General features: G+C 62.7%; 16 protein-coding genes. 15 read left to right on the top strand and 1 reads right to left on the bottom strand.

What is annotated here, in order from left to right; genetic code table 11:
* The first annotated feature begins 13 nt into the window (after positions 1-13).
* From BHD07_RS29020 to BHD07_RS28970, 11 genes are all read left to right on the top strand, one after another.
* Positions 14-778 carry a DeoR/GlpR family DNA-binding transcription regulator gene (locus tag BHD07_RS29020; RefSeq protein ID WP_018097257.1) on the top strand — a complete coding sequence of 255 codons (765 nt, stop codon included), beginning with the start codon at positions 14-16 and terminating at the stop codon, positions 776-778.
* Between the two features lie 128 nt (positions 779-906).
* A complete protein-coding gene (glpD, locus tag BHD07_RS29015) occupies positions 907-2418 on the top strand; it encodes a glycerol-3-phosphate dehydrogenase (RefSeq protein WP_338284032.1) in 1512 nt (503 codons plus the stop codon).
* A 38-nt stretch (positions 2419-2456) separates the two neighbouring features.
* On the top strand, positions 2457-3527 hold the full coding sequence (locus tag BHD07_RS29010) for an ABC transporter ATP-binding protein (protein WP_338284030.1): 1071 nt from the start codon (positions 2457-2459) through the stop codon (positions 3525-3527).
* A gap of 24 nt (positions 3528-3551) precedes the next feature.
* Positions 3552-4622 carry an ABC transporter ATP-binding protein gene (locus tag BHD07_RS29005; RefSeq protein WP_018097260.1) on the top strand — a complete coding sequence of 357 codons (1071 nt, stop codon included), beginning with the start codon at positions 3552-3554 and terminating at the stop codon, positions 4620-4622.
* Between the two features lies 1 nt (position 4623).
* The gene (locus tag BHD07_RS29000) at positions 4624-5490 is read left to right on the top strand and encodes a carbohydrate ABC transporter permease (RefSeq protein WP_003530331.1); all 867 of its coding nucleotides are present in this window, start codon (positions 4624-4626) and stop codon (positions 5488-5490) included.
* 19 nt (positions 5491-5509) lie between these two features.
* The gene (locus BHD07_RS28995) at positions 5510-6334 is read left to right on the top strand and encodes a carbohydrate ABC transporter permease (protein WP_010970356.1); all 825 of its coding nucleotides are present in this window, start codon (positions 5510-5512) and stop codon (positions 6332-6334) included.
* Positions 6334-6753, top strand: a complete 420-nt coding sequence (locus tag BHD07_RS28990; protein WP_003530327.1) for a DUF2160 domain-containing protein — start codon at positions 6334-6336, stop codon at positions 6751-6753. The genes BHD07_RS28995 and BHD07_RS28990 overlap by 1 nt, the downstream gene beginning before the upstream one ends.
* Positions 6754-6834: 81 nt before the next feature.
* Positions 6835-8559: an ABC transporter substrate-binding protein gene (locus BHD07_RS28985; RefSeq protein WP_018097262.1), complete on the top strand. Its 1725-nt coding sequence runs from the start codon at positions 6835-6837 to the stop codon at positions 8557-8559.
* A gap of 258 nt (positions 8560-8817) precedes the next feature.
* Positions 8818-10290 carry a nucleobase:cation symporter-2 family protein gene (locus tag BHD07_RS28980; RefSeq protein ID WP_338284029.1) on the top strand — a complete coding sequence of 491 codons (1473 nt, stop codon included), beginning with the start codon at positions 8818-8820 and terminating at the stop codon, positions 10288-10290.
* 189 nt (positions 10291-10479) lie between these two features.
* Positions 10480-11964 carry a nucleobase:cation symporter-2 family protein gene (locus BHD07_RS28975; RefSeq protein WP_338284028.1) on the top strand — a complete coding sequence of 495 codons (1485 nt, stop codon included), beginning with the start codon at positions 10480-10482 and terminating at the stop codon, positions 11962-11964.
* Between the two features lie 124 nt (positions 11965-12088).
* Positions 12089-12994 (top strand): DMT family transporter, encoded by a 906-nt coding sequence (locus BHD07_RS28970; protein ID WP_127710650.1) that lies wholly within the window; start codon positions 12089-12091, stop codon positions 12992-12994.
* Positions 12995-13000: 6 nt separating this feature from the next.
* On the opposite strand, the gene BHD07_RS28965 is transcribed toward BHD07_RS28970, so the two are convergent.
* Positions 13001-13429: a Fur family transcriptional regulator gene (locus tag BHD07_RS28965; protein ID WP_338284027.1), complete on the bottom strand. Its 429-nt coding sequence runs from the start codon at positions 13427-13429 to the stop codon at positions 13001-13003.
* A 121-nt stretch (positions 13430-13550) separates the two neighbouring features.
* Between BHD07_RS28965 and BHD07_RS28960 the strand changes: the two genes are divergently transcribed.
* From BHD07_RS28960 to BHD07_RS28945, 4 genes are read left to right on the top strand one after another with little or no spacing between them, the layout of a single operon-like run.
* Positions 13551-14456, top strand: a complete 906-nt coding sequence (locus BHD07_RS28960) for a metal ABC transporter substrate-binding protein (RefSeq protein ID WP_324762446.1) — start codon at positions 13551-13553, stop codon at positions 14454-14456.
* Entirely contained in the window at positions 14453-15388 is a 936-nt protein-coding gene (locus tag BHD07_RS28955) for a manganese/iron ABC transporter ATP-binding protein (RefSeq protein WP_338284026.1), read from the top strand. Before BHD07_RS28960 ends, BHD07_RS28955 begins: the two co-directional genes overlap by 4 nt.
* Entirely contained in the window at positions 15385-16242 is an 858-nt protein-coding gene (locus BHD07_RS28950; protein WP_338284025.1) for a metal ABC transporter permease, read from the top strand. The genes BHD07_RS28955 and BHD07_RS28950 overlap by 4 nt, the downstream gene beginning before the upstream one ends.
* Positions 16239-17093: a metal ABC transporter permease gene (locus tag BHD07_RS28945; RefSeq protein WP_338284024.1), complete on the top strand. Its 855-nt coding sequence runs from the start codon at positions 16239-16241 to the stop codon at positions 17091-17093. Before BHD07_RS28950 ends, BHD07_RS28945 begins: the two co-directional genes overlap by 4 nt.
* Positions 17094-17134 lie beyond the last annotated feature (41 nt).

The raw sequence follows: 17134 nt of genomic DNA, 5'->3' as shown, positions 1-17134 counted from the left end.
ACGCGAGGGGCGGATGTATCTGACCGGACGACAGGCGGAGATTTTGGAACTGGCGAAAACGGAAGGCCGCGTGCTGGTCGAGGATCTCGCCCAGCGCTTTTCCGTTACGCCGCAGACGATCCGCAAGGACCTGAACGATCTCTGCGACGCCAGGGTTTTGAACCGCATTCACGGCGGCGCCATTTTTCCGAGCGGCAAGGAAAACGTCAGATACGAATCCCGCCGCCAGATCGCCGCGGCGGAAAAGCAGGCGATCGGCCGGGCCGCGGCCGCGCTCATCCCGGACAATTCTTCGCTCTTCATCAATATCGGCACCACGACGGAAGCGGTGGGAGAGGCGCTCCTCGACCACCGGGAACTGATGATCATCACCAACAACATCAACGTAGCCAACAGGTTGCGGGTCTTCCCCTCGATCGAGGTGGTGATCGCCGGCGGGGTCGTCCGCGGCTCCGACGGCGGCATCGTCGGAGAGGCCGCCGTCGACTTCATCAAGCAGTTCAAGGTGGATTTCGCGGTGATCGGCGCCTCGGCGATCGACCCTGACGGGGCCCTGCTCGATTTCGATTATCGCGAAGTGAAAGTTGCGCAGGCGATCATCGCCAATGCGCGCCATGTCATCCTCGTTTCGGATTCGACGAAATTCGAACGCACCGCGCCGGTGCGTATCGGCCATATCTCGCAGGTGCAGACATTCATCACCGACCGCTGCATCGTTGAAAACGTTCGCAAAATCTGTGCCGACCAGGATGTGAGGCTGGTCGAGACCGAGGTGTGATCCGGTCCCCGATTCCCAAGCGTGAAGCCGGAACATTCGTTTGACATTCGAAATATTTTCGCTTTAACTGCTTTCACTTTCGCGATTGCACAAATTCTGCGTCGCGGAGTGTGGAGGGGAAAACAAGAGTGTCAGAGCAGACGATATTCGACGTCTTCGTCATAGGCGGCGGCATTAACGGATGCGGCATCGCGCGTGATGCGGCTGGCCGCGGATATTCCGTCGCGCTTGCGGAGATGAGCGATTTCGCCTCCGGAACATCCTCAGGCTCGACCAAGCTCATCCATGGCGGCTTGCGCTATCTCGAACATTATGAATTCCGCCTGGTGCGCGAAGCCCTGATGGAGCGCGAAGTCCTCTGGGCGATGGCGCCGCACGTTATCTGGCCGATGCGCTTCGTGCTGCCCTTCCACAAGGGTGGTCCGCGGCCGGCCTGGCTGATCCGCCTCGGCCTCTTTCTTTACGATCACATAGGCGGCCGCAAGCTTCTGCCGGCGACGAAGACGCTCGACATGACGCGCGATCCCGCAGGCGCACCGCTGAAGCGCCTCTTCACCAAAGCATTCGAATATTCGGACGGCTGGGTCGACGATGCTCGCCTCGTGGTGCTGAACGCGCGCGACGCCGCCGACCGCGGCGCCAGGATCATGGCGCGCACCCGCGTCGTCTCGGCGCGCCGTGAGAGCGGCCGTTGGGCGATCGAAATCGAGAATACGGCGACAGGCGCGCGCGAGACGATACGCGCCCGCATGCTCGTCAATGCCGCGGGCCCCTGGGTCGACCGGGTTCTCTCCGAGACGGTCGGCAACAACGACGTCCGCAATGTCCGCCTGGTCCAGGGCAGCCATATCGTCGTTAAGAAGAAGTTCGACGATCCGCGCGCCTATTTCTTCCAGAACCCGGACGGGCGGATCATGTTCGCCATTCCTTACCAGGACGAGTTCACGCTGATCGGAACCACCGATCGCGATTTCACCGGCAATCCGGCTGACGTGCGCATCAGCGATGCAGAGATCGATTATCTCTGCAAAGCGGCGAGCGAATATTTCAGCGACCCGGTCGGCAGAGAGGATATCGTGTGGACCTATTCCGCCGTGCGCCCCCTTTTCGATGACGGCGCGAGCAAGGCGCAGGAGGCGACCCGCGACTATGTGCTGCGTGTCGAGAACGGCGATGCGCCCCTGCTCAACGTCTTCGGCGGCAAGCTCACCACCTACAGGCGGCTTGCGGAATCGGCGCTCGAGAAGATCGGCGAGACCATCGGGGAAAAGGGCAGGAAGTGGACGGCCGGATCGCAGCTTCCGGGGGGCGATTTTCCGACCGGCGGCTATGACGACGAGGTCGCGAAGCTCAAGACGCGCTATCCTTTCCTGGCCGCCTCCCACGCCCGCCGGCTGGTACGGCTCTACGGCACGCGGGCGGCGCAGCTTCTCGGCAACGCCGCGAGCGAGGCCGACCTCGGAAAGCACTTCGGGGCGGATCTCTATGCGGCGGAAGTGGATTGGCTGATCGGCCAGGAATGGGCATTGCGCGCGGACGACGTGCTTTGGCGCCGCACGAAACTGGGACTGAAGTTTTCGCGGGCGCAAACCGCGGAACTGGAGGAATATATGCGGGGCGCGGTCAACGCGGCCGCCTGAGGTACCACGGCCGAACTGCCGTTGGGGTGGAGAATTCAATGCTTGAAATGAAGAAGATATCCAAGGTCGTGGGTGGAGAGACGCACATCCACCCGACCGACCTTGTGCTGGAGAGGGGGTCGCTCAATGTGCTGCTCGGCCCGACGCTCTCCGGCAAGACGTCGCTGATGCGGCTGATGGCCGGTCTCGACAAGCCCGCCTCCGGTTCGATCCATCTCGACGGTGCCGACGTGACCGGCGTTCCCGTGCAGAAACGCTCGGTCGCCATGGTTTATCAGCAGTTCATCAACTATCCGGCGATGACGGTCTACGAGAACATCGCCTCGCCGATGCGGATCAAGCGCGCCGACAGCGCCGCCGTCGACCGCGAAGTGCGCAAGGCGGCGGAACTCCTGAAGCTCACGCCCTATCTCGACCGCACGCCTCTCAACCTGTCCGGCGGTCAGCAGCAACGCACCGCGCTCGCCCGCGCCATCGTCAAGAATGCCGATCTGGTGCTGCTCGACGAGCCGCTTGCCAATCTCGACTATAAGCTTCGGGAGGAATTGCGCGAGGAACTGCCGAAGATCTTCGCCGCATCCGGCGCGATCTTCGTCTACGCCACGACAGAGCCGTCGGAAGCGCTTCTGCTCGGCGGCAACACCGCCACGCTGAGCGAGGGAAGGATCACCCAGTTCGGCCGCACCATCGATGTCTATCGCCGCCCGGTCGACATCGTCACGGCACGCACATTCGCCGATCCGCCGCTGAACACCATCGGCCTCGTGAAGGCGGGAACGCATTTTGCGCTCGAAGGCAAACCGGTGCTTCCCGTTCCCGCACATCTTCGTTCCCTCGGGGATGGCCCCTGCACGGTGGCCTTTCAGCCGCACCATCTTTCTTTCGGCCAGCCGAACGGCAGCAACGAACCGCTGACGGTCAAGACGGCGATCTCGGAAATCACCGGGTCCGAAAGCTTCATTCACGTCGCCTTCGCGGGCGCACGCTGGGTCATGCTCGCACCCGGCATTCACGAGATCGAACCGGACGCAACGCTCAATGTCTTCGTCGACACACGCCACCTCATGGCCTTCGGGCCGGACGGCAGGGCGGTCGGCGGGACGGCCTGAGGAAAGGGCGTCGGGGAGGAAACCATGGCACGCATCAATCTCGAACATATCCGCCACGCCTACGGCGCCAGGCCGAAATCGGAAGCGGACTACGCGCTGAAGGAAGTGCATCACGAGTGGAACGACGGTGGCGCCTACGCTCTGCTCGGGCCCTCCGGCTGCGGCAAGACCACGCTGCTCAACATCATTTCGGGGCTGATCAACCCTTCCGAAGGGCGCATTCTCTTCGACGGCACCGACGTCACGCATCTGACGACGCAACAGCGCAACATCGCCCAGGTGTTCCAGTTCCCGGTCATCTACGACACGATGACCGTCTACGACAATCTCGCCTTTCCGCTGCGCAACCGGCATGTGCCCGAAACCGAGGTCGACCGCCGCGTGAAGGAAATCCTCGAGATGACCGGACTCGGCAGCTGGGCCAGGAAGACTGCGCGCGGGCTGACCGCCGACCAGAAGCAGAAGATCTCGCTCGGCCGCGGCCTCGTGCGCTCGGACGTCAGCGCCATCCTCTTCGACGAGCCGCTGACCGTCATCGATCCGGAAATGAAATGGGTCCTGCGCTCGCAGATCAAGCGGCTGCACAAGCAGTTCGGCTTCACCATGGTCTATGTGACGCACGACCAGACCGAGGCGCTCACCTTCGCCGACAAGGTCGTCGTCATGTATGACGGCCAGATCGTCCAGATCGGCACGCCGGCCGAGCTCTTCGAGCGGCCGCGTCACACCTTCGTCGGCTACTTCATCGGCTCGCCGGGCATGAACGTCCTGCCGGCCGAGATCGCCGGCAACACGGCCGCCGTCGGCGACCAGAGGATCGCACTCGATTTCCAGCCGCAGATCAAGCCGGGCGCCAGAACCGAACTCGGCATCCGTCCGGAATTCATTTCCCTCGGCCGCGAAGGCATGCCGGTCGCTGTCACGAAGGTCGAGGATATCGGCCGCCACAAGGTCGTACGCGCCCGCTTCGCCGACCGGCCGATCTCGATCATCGTCGACGAGGACGGCGAGATCCCCGCCGAGCCGCGCGTGACCTTCGATCCGAAGGCAATCAACATCTACGCCGATTCCTGGCGCGTCGGCGGGGAGGCCTGATATGGAAAAGACCTGGAACAACAAGGCCTGGTTCATGGTCCTGCCGGTACTGGTGCTCGTCGCCTTCTCGGCGGTGATCCCGCTGATGACCGTCGTCAACTATTCGGTACAGGACACCTTCGGCAATAACGAGTTCTTCTGGGCCGGCACCGACTGGTTCCTGGACGTGCTCGAATCCGACCGTTTCTGGGATGCGCTCACCCGCAATCTGATCTTCTCGGCGATCATTCTCGCGATCGAGATCCCGCTCGGCATCGTCATCGCGCTCAACATGCCGAAGAGAGGCATCGGCGTGCCGATCTGCCTCGTTCTGATGGCGCTGCCGCTGCTCATTCCGTGGAACGTCGTCGGCACCATCTGGCAGGTTTTCGGCCGGGTCGACATCGGCCTGCTCGGGCGCACGCTCGCCTCGCTCGGCATCAACTATAATTACGTTCAGAATCCGCTCGACGCCTGGGTCACTCTGATCGTCATGGATGTCTGGCACTGGACGAGCCTCGTCGTGCTGCTCTGCTATGCCGGCCTCGTCTCGATCCCGGACGCCTACTACCAGGCCGCCAAGATCGACGGCGCCTCGCGCTGGTCGGTCTTCCGCTACATCCAGCTTCCGAAGATGAAGCGCGTGCTCCTGATCGCCTTCCTGCTGCGCTTCATGGACAGCTTCATGATCTATACCGAACCTTTCGTCGTGACCGGCGGCGGCCCGGGCAATTCGACGACCTTCCTGTCGATCGATCTCGTCAAGACGGCAATCGGCCAGTTCGACCTCGGCCCGGCCGCAGCCCTCTCGATCATCTACTTCCTCATCATCCTGCTCCTCTCGTGGATCTTCTACACGGTGATGACCACGAGCGACGCGCAAGGCTGAGAAGGAGGGAGGAGACATCATGATGACCAACAAGCAACCACTTTCGCAGCGCCTCTCCTGGCTGGTGCCGACGATCTACATCGTCTTCCTGCTCCTGCCGATCTACTGGCTCGTCAATATGAGCTTCAAGGAGACGAGCGAGATCCTCAGCACCTTCTCGCTGTGGCCGCAGAATCCGACGCTTCGGAACTATGCGGTGATCTTTACCGATCCCTCCTGGTACAACGGCTACATCAACTCGATCACCTATGTGGTCCTGAACACGCTGATCTCGGTGACGGTGGCGCTGCCGGCAGCCTACGCCTTTTCACGCTACCGCTTCCTCGGCGACAAGCACCTGTTCTTCTGGCTGCTCACCAACCGGATGGCGCCGCCGGCGGTTTTCGCGCTGCCCTTCTTCCAGCTCTATTCCGCCTTCGGTCTCATCGACACGCACATCGCGGTGGCGATCGCGCATTGCCTGTTCAACGTGCCGCTCGCCGTGTGGATCCTGGAAGGCTTCATGTCCGGCGTGCCGAAGGAGATCGACGAGACCGCCTATATCGACGGCTACTCCTTCCCGCGTTTCTTCGTGAAGATCTTCGTGCCCCTGATCGCGTCCGGCATCGGCGTGGCCGCCTTCTTCTGCTTCATGTTCTCGTGGGTCGAGCTGCTGATCGCCCGCACCCTGACGACGACCGACGCCAAGCCGATCGCCGCGACGATGACGCGCACGGTTTCCGCCTCCGGTCTGGACTGGGGCGTGCTCGCCGCCGCCGGCGTGCTGACGATCATCCCCGGCGCGCTCGTCATCTATTTCGTTCGCAACTACATCGCCAAGGGCTTCGCCCTGGGGAGGGTCTGATGGCAACCATCGCCACTCGCAAGAACCGCTGGCCCGTCGCGCTTGCCGCCGTGCTCGTCGTCTATCTCACCGCGGCCGGCCTGCTTTTTTCCGTTCTGCCGGCCAAGGACGGCAAGACCGACTGGTTCGCCCCGCTGATCCCCGGCGGCTGGATGGCCTGGTCTTTCCCTACCGCCATGTTCTTTCTGACGATCTTCGCGCTCCTGTCGCTGATGGCCGTCTGGGAATATGCCCGGCCGGGCGGAAACCCGCGCGTCGGCATCCTGCGCTTCGAGACGACCCGCGGCGACCGGCTCTTCGTGTCGCTGCTCGGAAGCGCATTCATTCACCTCGCCTGGCTGGGGCTGGTCGGCGCAAATCTCTGGTGGGCGGTCGCCCTGTCGGTGATCTACGCGGTCGGCGTATTCCGCTACGTCTGAGGAACCAAACGAAGGGCGCTCACCGCGGGCGCCCTTTGAAACTGCAAGTGAACGCAATCGCAAAACCCAAGGGAGGATTTAATGCGAAGGCACCTTTTGACAACGACGGCGGCTATGCTGCTGGCATTTACCGGCTCGGCATTTGCCGGGATGGACGAGGCAAAGCAGTTCCTGGACAAGGAAGTCGGCGATATGTCCTCGCTCGACCGCGCCGCCCAGGAAGCGGAAATGCAATGGTTCGTCGATGCGGCAAAGCCTTTTGCCGGCATGGAGATCAAGGTCGTTTCCGAAACGATCACCACGCATGAATACGAATCGAAGGTTCTGGCACCCGCCTTTACCGCGATCACCGGCATCAAGATCACCCATGACCTGATCGGCGAAGGCGACGTGGTCGAAAAACTGCAGACGCAGATGCAGTCGGGCGAGAACGTCTATGACGCCTATATCAACGACTCTGACCTGATCGGCACGCATTGGCGCTACCAGCAGGCCCGCAGCCTGACCGACTTCATGGCGAACGAGGGCAAGGATGTCACCAACCCCAACCTCGACATAGACGACTTCATCGGCAAATCCTTCACGACCGCGCCGGACGGCAAGCTCTACCAGCTTCCCGATCAGCAGTTCGCAAACCTCTATTGGTTCCGCTACGACTGGTTCAACGACGAGAAGAACAAGGCGGACTTCAAGGCCAAGTACGGCTACGAACTCGGCGTTCCGGTCAACTGGTCGGCCTATGAGGACATCGCCGAGTTCTTCACCGGGCGCGAGATCGACGGCAAGAAGGTCTATGGCCACATGGACTACGGCAAGAAGGACCCGTCGCTGGGCTGGCGCTTTACCGATGCCTGGCTGTCGATGGCCGGCAACGGCGACAAGGGCATCCCGAACGGCAAGCCGGTCGACGAGTGGGGCATCAAGGTCGACGAGAACTCGCGGCCCGTCGGATCCTGCGTCGCGCGCGGCGGCGACACCAACGGTCCGGCCTCGGTCTACGCCATCCAGAAATATCTCGACTGGATGAAGGCCTATGCGCCGGCTGCTGCCCAGGGCATGACCTTCTCGGAATCCGGCCCGGTACCATCGCAGGGCGAGGTCGCCCAGCAGATGTTCACCTATACGGCCTTCACCGCCGACTTCGTGAAGGAAGGCCTGCCGGTCGTGAACGAGGACGGCACACCGAAGTGGCGTTTTGCCCCGAGCCCGCACGGCGTCTACTGGAAGGACGGCATGAAGCTCGGCTACCAGGACGCCGGGTCCTGGACACTCCTGAAATCGACGCCGGACGATAGGGCCAAGGCTGCGTGGCTCTACGCGCAGTTCGTGACGTCGAAGACGGTGGACGTTAAGAAGAGCCATGTCGGCCTGACCTTCATCCGCCAGTCGACGCTCGACCATCAGAGCTTCACCGACCGCGCCCCGAAGCTCGGCGGCCTGATCGAGTTCTACCGTTCACCGGCCCGCCTGCAGTGGTCGCCGACCGGAACGAACGTGCCCGACTATCCGAAGCTGGCACAGCTCTGGTGGCAGGCGATCGGCGACGCTTCCTCCGGCGCGAAAACCGCCCAGGAAGCCATGGACTCGCTCTGCGCCGAGCAGGAAAAGGTGCTGCAGCGCCTGGAACGTGCCGGCGTCCAGGGCGACATCGGTCCGAAGCTCGCCGAAGAGCACGATCTGGAATACTGGAACGCCGAAGCCGTCAAGGCCGGCAACCTCGCACCGCAGCTCAAGATCGAGAACGAGAAGGAAAAGCCGACCACCGTCAACTACGACGAGCTGGTCAAGAGCTGGCAGACGAACTGATCGACAGACGCTGCCCGATCCGTCGGCGGCGTTGTTAAAAGGAGATGCGGCACCGGGGCTGGAAACGGCCCCGGTTTTTTCGTTTCGAATCGAGGGGGCCACCCCACGCTCGCCGCTGCGATCACCGCAGCATTACCGCCCGCCAGGCGAAAACTGTTTCCCCTATTTCGGTAAGGCAGCGCCTCATCGTCGCTGACATTATTCGCCACCTTCTTCGTAAGAAGTGGATGACATGCAAAGGTATTGGAGGAGATTACCTTGGCAAACAGTGCAGAGGAAACCCTATCACCAACGCGTCCGGAGGATGAGAAGCTCGGAATCGGCGCCAATCTGGCCTATGGCCTGCAACACGTGCTGACGATGTATGGAGGCATCGTCGCCGTGCCCCTGATACTGGGCCAGGCCGCAGGCCTCGGCCCCGGCGACATCGGCCTGCTCATCACGGCATCCTTATTTGCCGGCGGCCTCGCCACCATATTGCAAACCATCGGCCTGCCCTTCTTCGGAAGCCAGTTGCCGCTGGTCCAGGGCGTTTCCTTTTCCGGCGTGGCGACGATGATCGCCATTTCCGGCAATGGGGGGCTTCAGTCGGTGCTCGGCGCCGTCATTGCCGCCTCGCTGATCGGCCTGCTGATAACGCCTGTATTTTCGCGGATCACCCGCTTCTTTCCGCCGCTCGTCACCGGAATCGTGATCACCACCATAGGACTGACGCTGATGCCGGTGGCCGCGCGCTGGGCCATGGGCGGTAACAGCAGTGCCCCCGATTTCGGCAGTCCCGCCAATATCCAGCTTGCAGCGGTCACGCTCGTCATCGTGCTCCTGCTCAGCAAGCTCGGAAGCGCCGCGATCTCGCGGCTCTCGATCCTGCTCGCCCTGATCATCGGTACGGTGATAGCCTATTTCGCCGGCATGGCTGATTTCTCGCAGGTAACCGAAGGGCCTTTCTTCGCGCTTCCGCTGGTTTTCCACTTCGGCTATCCGACCTTCGAAGTCGCGGCGATCGCCTCGATGTTCATCGTCATCATGGTGACGCTGGTCGAGACTTCGGCGGACATTCTGGCGGTCGGCGAGATCATCGAAACGAAGGTGGATTCGCGCCGGCTCGGCGACGGACTCAGGGCCGACATGCTGTCGAGCCTGCTCGCTCCGATCTTCGGCTCCTTCACCCAGAGCGCCTTTGCCCAGAATGTCGGGCTGGTAGCGGTCACCAGGGTCAAGAGCCGCTATGTCGTTGCAACCGGCGGCCTGTTTCTCGTCACGCTCGGTCTTCTGCCGGTCATGGGCCGCATCGTCGCGGCGGTTCCGAGTTCGGTGCTCGGCGGCGCCGGCATCGTGCTCTTCGGCACGGTCGCCGCGAGCGGCATCCGCACCCTGTCGAAGGTGGACTACGCCAACAACATGAACCTCGTCATCGTCGCGACCTCGATCGGCTTCGGCATGATCCCGATCGCCTCGCCGACCTTCTACGAGCATTTCCCGGCCTGGGTCGAGACGATCTTCCATTCCGGCATCAGCTCCGCCGCGCTGATGGCGATCGGCCTCAACCTGATCTTCAACCATATGACCGCCGGGAACTCGGACCAGCAATCGGTATTCGTCGCCGGGACGGAGCGGACGCTCCGCTACCAGGACATCGCGCGACTGCACGACGGCGACTATTTCCTCAACGGCAAGCTCTACGACGCCAACGGCACGGAAGTGCGCGTGCTTGCCGCGGAAGCGCATTGACGGCCGGCAAGCCGTTCCCCTGAACGCGATCCGGGCGCTGTCCGGATCGCCCGCGATGCGCCCGATTACCCTCGAAAATCCGAAAGTGTTTTCACTTCCTGCACCCTTGCGGCATGCTCCTGCGGCGCGAAAAATTCCCCTCCCCGTTGGAGGACGGGAACGGACGGTGGCGGCGATGGAGGAGGAACCATGAACGACGCATCCAGCATACATCCCGTGGACGAGCGCCTGCCGATCGGCAGGCTGGCGACCCTCGGGATACAGCATGTTCTTGTCATGTATGGCGGCGCCGTCGCAGTGCCCCTGATCGTCGGCCGGGCGCTGCAGCTGAGCCCGGAGGACGTCGCCTTCCTGATCTCGGCGGACCTGTTCGTCTGCGGCATCGTCACCATCATTCAGTCGCTCGGGCTGACCAGGGGTATAGGCATCCGCCTTCCCGTGATGATGGGCGTCACCTTTGCCGCCGTCGGCCCGATGGTCTCCATGGCCGCCATGACGCCCGGCATCGACGGAGCAAGGACGATCTTCGGCGCGATCATCGGCGCCGGCCTCGTCGCGCTTCTCATCGCGCCCATCATGGGACGCCTGCTGAAGTTCTTCCCGCCCGTCGTCACAGGCACCATCATTCTCGTCATCGGGGTGACCCTGATGCGCGTCGGCGTCAACTGGATATTCGGCAACCCCTTCGGTCCGACGGCGCCGAAACTCGTCGATCCGGCTCACGCGCAATGGCTCGCCGATTTGAAGCAGCTCGCCGCAACCGGCGGTCCGGCCGTGCCGGACGGGCTGGTCCTGGGTGCCACGGTTCCGAACCCGATCTATGCTGAACCGGGCCATGTGGCGCTTGCCGCCTTCGTGCTGGTCTCCATTCTCGTAGTAGCCCGTTTCGGCAAGGGGCTCATCAGCAACATCGCGGTTCTGATCGGCATCGTGATCGGATGCGTCGCGGCAGCCATGCTCGGCATGATGCATTTCGATCGCGTGGCGAGCGCCGGCTGGTTCGCCGTCGTGACCCCATTGCGCTTCGGCATGCCGATCTTCGATCCGGTGCTGATCGCCACCATGTCGCTTGTCATGATCGTCGTGATGATCGAATCGACCGGCATGTTCCTGGCACTCGGCGAGATGACGAACCGCGAGGTCAAGCAACAGCAATTGACCGCCGGACTTCGGGTGGACGGTCTCGGCACCATCATCGGCGGTCTCTTCAATACATTTCCCTATACGAGCTTTTCGCAGAATGTCGGCCTCGTCGGCGTCACCGGCGTCAAGAGCCGCTACGTCTGCGTGATGGGCGGCGTCATCATGATCCTGCTGGGCGTTGTCCCGAAGATGGGCGCGCTGGTCGAGGCGGTTCCGACCTTCGTTCTCGGCGGCGCGGGGCTCGTGATGTTCGGCATGGTGGCGGCAACCGGCGTCAGGATACTCTCGACGGTCGACTTCAAGTCCTCGCGAAACAACCTGTTCGTGGTCGCCGTCTCCGTCGGCTTCGGCCTCATTCCGATGATCGCACCCAACTTCCTGATGTGGATGCCGCATGCGATCCATCCCATCATCGAGTCCGGCATAGTGCTGGCCGCGGCCTCGGCCGTCGTGCTCAATGCCTTCTTCAACGGCCTCAGCATCGAGCGTTCCGCATGCGTCGAGGCCGCGCGGCTGGCAGACGGCCATTGAACCGCATACCCCGCGGGCGAAGACCCGCGGGGTATGCGCCATACTTCGATCGGCACCGAAGCATCGCAGGGGCTCCGGACGCTAGGAATGGTCCGATGAACAACGATTCACAAGGACCGCATTTATGGACAGGCCACGTCTCGCTCTCGAACTGCTTCTGCTTGTCGCCCTGGCAACGCTCTGGGGCGCCTCCTACACCTTCATCAAGATCGGCGTCGAAACCATTCCCCCGGTGACGCTGATCGCCGCGCGAACGCTGCTTGCCGGCATGGTTCTTCTGGCGCTGATCGCATGGCGCGGCCTGACATTGCCGCGGGACGGGGCGATGTGGCGGCGGTTCCTGTTCCAGGCCTGCCTCAACAGCGTCGTCCCATTCACCTTGATCGCCTGGTCGGAGCGTACGATCGATGCCGGCGTCGCGGCCATCCTCAACTCCACGACGCCGATCTTCGCCTTTCTCCTGACGGCCCTGATCACCCGGCACGAGCCCGTTACCGCCCGCAAGTTCCTGGGCGTCCTTGCGGGCCTCGCCGGAATCGCGCTGATCATCGGTCTCGAGGCCTTCCGCGGCATCGGCAATCAGCTCATCCCGCAGCTTGCGGTCGTTCTTGCGACGGTTTGCTATGCCGGCGCGGCGATTTTCGGGAAGGGCTTCAGGGGTCTCGATCCGATGATGCCCGCTTGCGGATCGCTTCTCGCGGGTGCGGCCCTGCTCATCCCGGCAAGCCTCGTCGTCGATCGGCCCTGGACGCTCGATCCCTCGCCGGAATCGCTGATCGCGCTCCTCTGCCTGTCCGTCTTCTCGACCGCGCTCGCCTTCGTCATCTATTTCCGCCTGATCCACACGCTCGGTTCCGTCGGCGCGACGGCACAGGCCTATGTACGCGTTCCGATCGGCGTTGCGATCGGAGTGGTGTTTCTCGGGGAAACGCTTTCGACCACCGCATGGCTCGGCCTCGGCTGCGTCATCGCCGGCGTCGCCGCCATGACCATGCCGACGCGCCCCAAGATTGCGGCTGTCGGAGGGTAATTCCGCTCAGTCCTTGCGCTTCCGGCAATAGAGCTCCAGCCGGTGGCGCACCAGGTCGTAGCCGAGTTCGGCAGCGATCTCCGCCTGCAACTGCTCGATCTTGTCGGAGCGAAACTCGATCACCGCACCCGTTTCGATATCGATCAGGTGATCGTGGTGGGGCGCATCCGCCGTCTCGAAGCGGGCAGTCGCATTCTCGAAGGCATGCCGTTGCACCACCCCTTGCTGCTCCAGCGCGGAAAGCGTCCGGTATACCGTCGAGAGCGACACCGTCGCGTCGATTTCCTTCGCGCGCCGGTGAAGTTCGCTGGCATCCGGGTGGTCCGCGGCCTCGGCCAGGATCTTGAGGATCGCGGCGCGCTGGCGCGTCACACGGACGCCGCCTTCCCGCAGGATTCCTTCCAGTTCCTCGATCCGATTCTTGCTCTCGCTCATCCCGCGACACTAGCCAAGCGGACGCCTTTTGGAAATAGCTAGTTGCAAATGCTTCTCATTTGCATTGACTTATGCAGACCATTCGCCTACCCATATTATGGTTCGCAAAGAGGAGAGCCGGATGATCCATCCAACGAGGCGCATGATCGTGGCGGCCGCAGCGGCGATGGCTGCTCTATCGCTTCTGCCGGCGGCCGCCCGGGCGGCGGAAAAGCTCAAGGCCGTCACCACCTTCACGGTCATCGCCGATATGGCGCAGAACGTCGCGGGCGACGCCGCGGTGGTCGAATCGATTACCAAGCCGGGCGCCGAGATCCACAATTACCAGCCGACGCCCCGCGATATCCTCAAGGCGCATGATGCCGACCTCATTCTCTGGAACGGGCTGAACCTCGAGCTCTGGTTCGAAAGGTTCTTCCAGAACTTCGACGGCGTTCCCGGCGTCGTCGTCTCCGAAGGCATCGAGCCGATGGGCATCGCCGAGGGCCCCTATACCGGCAAACCCAACCCGCATGCCTGGATGTCGCCATCGGCCGCCCTGATCTATGTCGACAATATTCGCGACGCCTTCGTGCAACACGATCCCCCCAATGCCGAGGTCTACAAGGCCAATGCCGAGGCCTACAAGAAGAAGATCGAGGCGGCGGTCGCACCCATCCGCGCCGAGCTCGAAAGGATCCCGGCGGAAAGGCGATGGCTCGTTTCGAGCGAGGGCGCCTTCAGCTATCTCGCCCGCGATTTCGGCATGAAGGAGCTTTATCTTTGGCCGATAAATGCCGATCAGCAAGGCACGCCGCAGCAGGTGCGCAAGGTGATCGACGTCGTTCGAGCGAATCGGATACCCGTCGTCTTCTCCGAAAGCACCATTTCGCCGGACCCCGCTGAGCAGGTCGCGCGGGAGACGGGTGCAAAATACGGAGGCGTGCTCTATGTCGACTCCTTGAGCGAGGCCGACGGCCCCGTTCCGACCTATATCGATCTGCTGCGCGTTACATCGGAAACGATTGCGAAAGGCTTGTCGCAATGAACCTTCAGGAAAAGGCCCGCGCCTATCCGGGAGCTGCTCCGCAAGACGAGGATGGCGGCATTCGCGTCAGCGGTGCTACGGTGACCTACCGCAACGGCCACCGGGCGCTGCGCGACGCCTCCTTCGAAATCCCGACGGGCACCATCGCGGCCCTCGTCGGCGTAAACGGCAGCGGCAAGTCGACGCTGTTCAAAGCGATCATGGGCTTCGTCCGACTGGCCAAGGGCGACATCTCGATCCTGGGCCTCACCGTGACGCAGGCATTGAAACAGAACCTCGTCGCCTATGTCCCGCAGGCCGAAGAGGTCGACTGGAATTTTCCCGTCCTGGTCGAAGACGTGGTGATGATGGGCCGTTACGGCCATATGAACATGCTGCGCATCCCCAAAAAGGCCGATTACGAGGCGGTCGAGACGGCGCTGGCACGGGTCGGCATGAGCGAGTTCCGCAAGCGCCAGATCGGCGAGCTTTCCGGAGGCCAGAAGAAGCGGGTCTTCCTGGCCCGGGCACTTGCCCAGAACGGCCGCGTCATCCTGCTCGACGAGCCTTTCACCGGGGTCGACGTGAAGACGGAGGACGCTATCATCCGCCTGCTCGTCGCGCTTCGCGAAGAGGGTCGCGTGATGCTCGTCTCCACCCATAATCTCGGAAGCGTGCCGGAATTCTGCGACCGCACCATCCTTCTGAAAAATACGGTGCTCGCCTACGGTCCGACGGAAACCACCTTCACCCGCGAAAACCTGGAGCTCGCCTTCGGGGGCGTCCTGCGTCACTTCGTGCTCGGCGGAGAGAACCTCCATGACGATGCCGATCCACGCCAGCTCTCTGTCATCAGCGACGACGAGCGTCCGCTCGTCATGTATGGCGCCCGCGACCGCATGGTTGCGCAGCCGGCCAAACCGGAATCGGATTCCGAGGCGGACTCCGAATGACCGCCACGCTCATCGAGCCGTTCGCCTATAGCTACATGGTGAATGCCATGTGGGTAAGCGCACTCGTGGGCGCAGTCTGCGCGTTCCTTTCGGCCTATCTCATGCTGAAGGGCTGGTCGCTGATCGGCGATGCGCTCTCTCACTCGATCGTGCCGGGCGTCGCCGGGGCCTACATGCTCGGGCTTCCCTTCTCGCTGGGCGCCTTCTTTTCCGGTGCGCTTGCCGCCGGTGCCATGCTGTTCCTCAACCAGCGCACGCGGCTGAAGGAAGACACGATCATCGGCCTGATCTTCACCTCCTTCTTCGGCCTCGGCCTGTTCATGGTGTCTCTGTCGCCGACCTCGGTGAACATCCAGACGATCGTGCTCGGCAATATCCTCGCCATCACGCCGGCCGACACGTTGCAGCTCGCCATCATCGGCATCGTCTCGCTGCTGATCCTGTCCGCGAAGTGGAAGGACCTGATGGTGACCTTCTTCGACGAAAGCCACGCCCGCTCGATCGGCATCAACACCACGTTCCTGAAGGTGCTCTTCTTCACGCTCCTTTCGGCCTCGACCGTGGCGGCGCTGCAGACGGTCGGCGCCTTCCTGGTCATCGCCATGGTCGTGACCCCCGGCGCCACCGCCTATCTCCTGACCGATCGTTTTCCGCGGCTGATCGTGATCAGCGTCGCGATCGGGGCCCTGACGAGCTTCGTCGGCGCCTATGCGAGCTACTTCCTCGACGGTGCAACCGGGGGAATCATCATCGTCCTGCAGACTGCGATCTTTCTGTTCGCCTTCGTATTTGCCCCGAAACACGGGCTGCTCGCTGCACGCCGCCGCGCATCCGAGGCTCTGGAGACCGCATGATGCCTTCGCTCGACATGCTCCTTGCCGTTTTCGAGTTCGAGTTCATGCGCAATGCGCTCCTGATCTCGGTCCTGGTCGCGATTCCGACGGCGATGCTCTCCTGTTTCCTGGTCCTCAAGGGTTGGTCGCTGATGGGCGACGCGATCTCGCATGCGGTCTTTCCCGGCGTCGTCGTCTCCTACATTGTCGGCCTGCCGCTCGCCGTCGGCGCCTTTACGGCCGGCATGTGCTGCGCACTCTTGACCGGCTATCTGAAGGAAAACAGCCGCATCAAGCAGGACACGGTGATGGGCGTCGTCTTTTCCGGCATGTTCGGCCTTGGCCTTGTGCTCTACACCAAGATCCAGAGCGACGTGCATCTCGATCACATCCTCTTCGGCGACATGCTCGGCATCGGCTGGGGCGACATTCTGGAGACGGGCCTCATCGCGCTTCTCGCCGCCGGCATTCTCGGCCTGAAGTGGCGCGATCTGCTGCTGCACGCCTTCGATCCGGCTCAGGCACGCGCGATCGGTCTGAGGGTCGGTTGGCTGCACTACGGACTGCTGGCGATCCTGTCGCTGACGATCGTCGGCGCCCTCAAGGCCGTCGGGCTGATCCTGGCCATCGCCATGCTCATTGCCCCCGGCGCGATCGCCTATCTCGTCACGCGGACGTTTGGCCACATGCTGGCGGTCGCGGTGATCGTCGCCGTCGCCGCCTCCTTCTGCGGCGTCTATCTCTCCTTCTTCATCGACAGCGCACCGGCACCCACCATCGTCCTTCTGATGACGGCGATATTCCTGCTCGCCTTCGCCTATTCCACCTGGACGGTGGCACGCGCCGAAGCGCAGCGGACAAGCGTGGAATAGAAGGAAGGAAGACCTCTCTTTCACCTCTTGGACGCCGGCGC

It is taken from the genome of Sinorhizobium sp. KGO-5 (genome assembly GCF_036245905.1).
Taxonomy (GTDB): Bacteria; Pseudomonadota; Alphaproteobacteria; order Rhizobiales; family Rhizobiaceae; genus Sinorhizobium; species Sinorhizobium meliloti_A.
The sequence above is the reverse complement of the archived record's forward strand: the minus strand, read 5'-3'. Positions and strand labels throughout refer to the sequence as shown.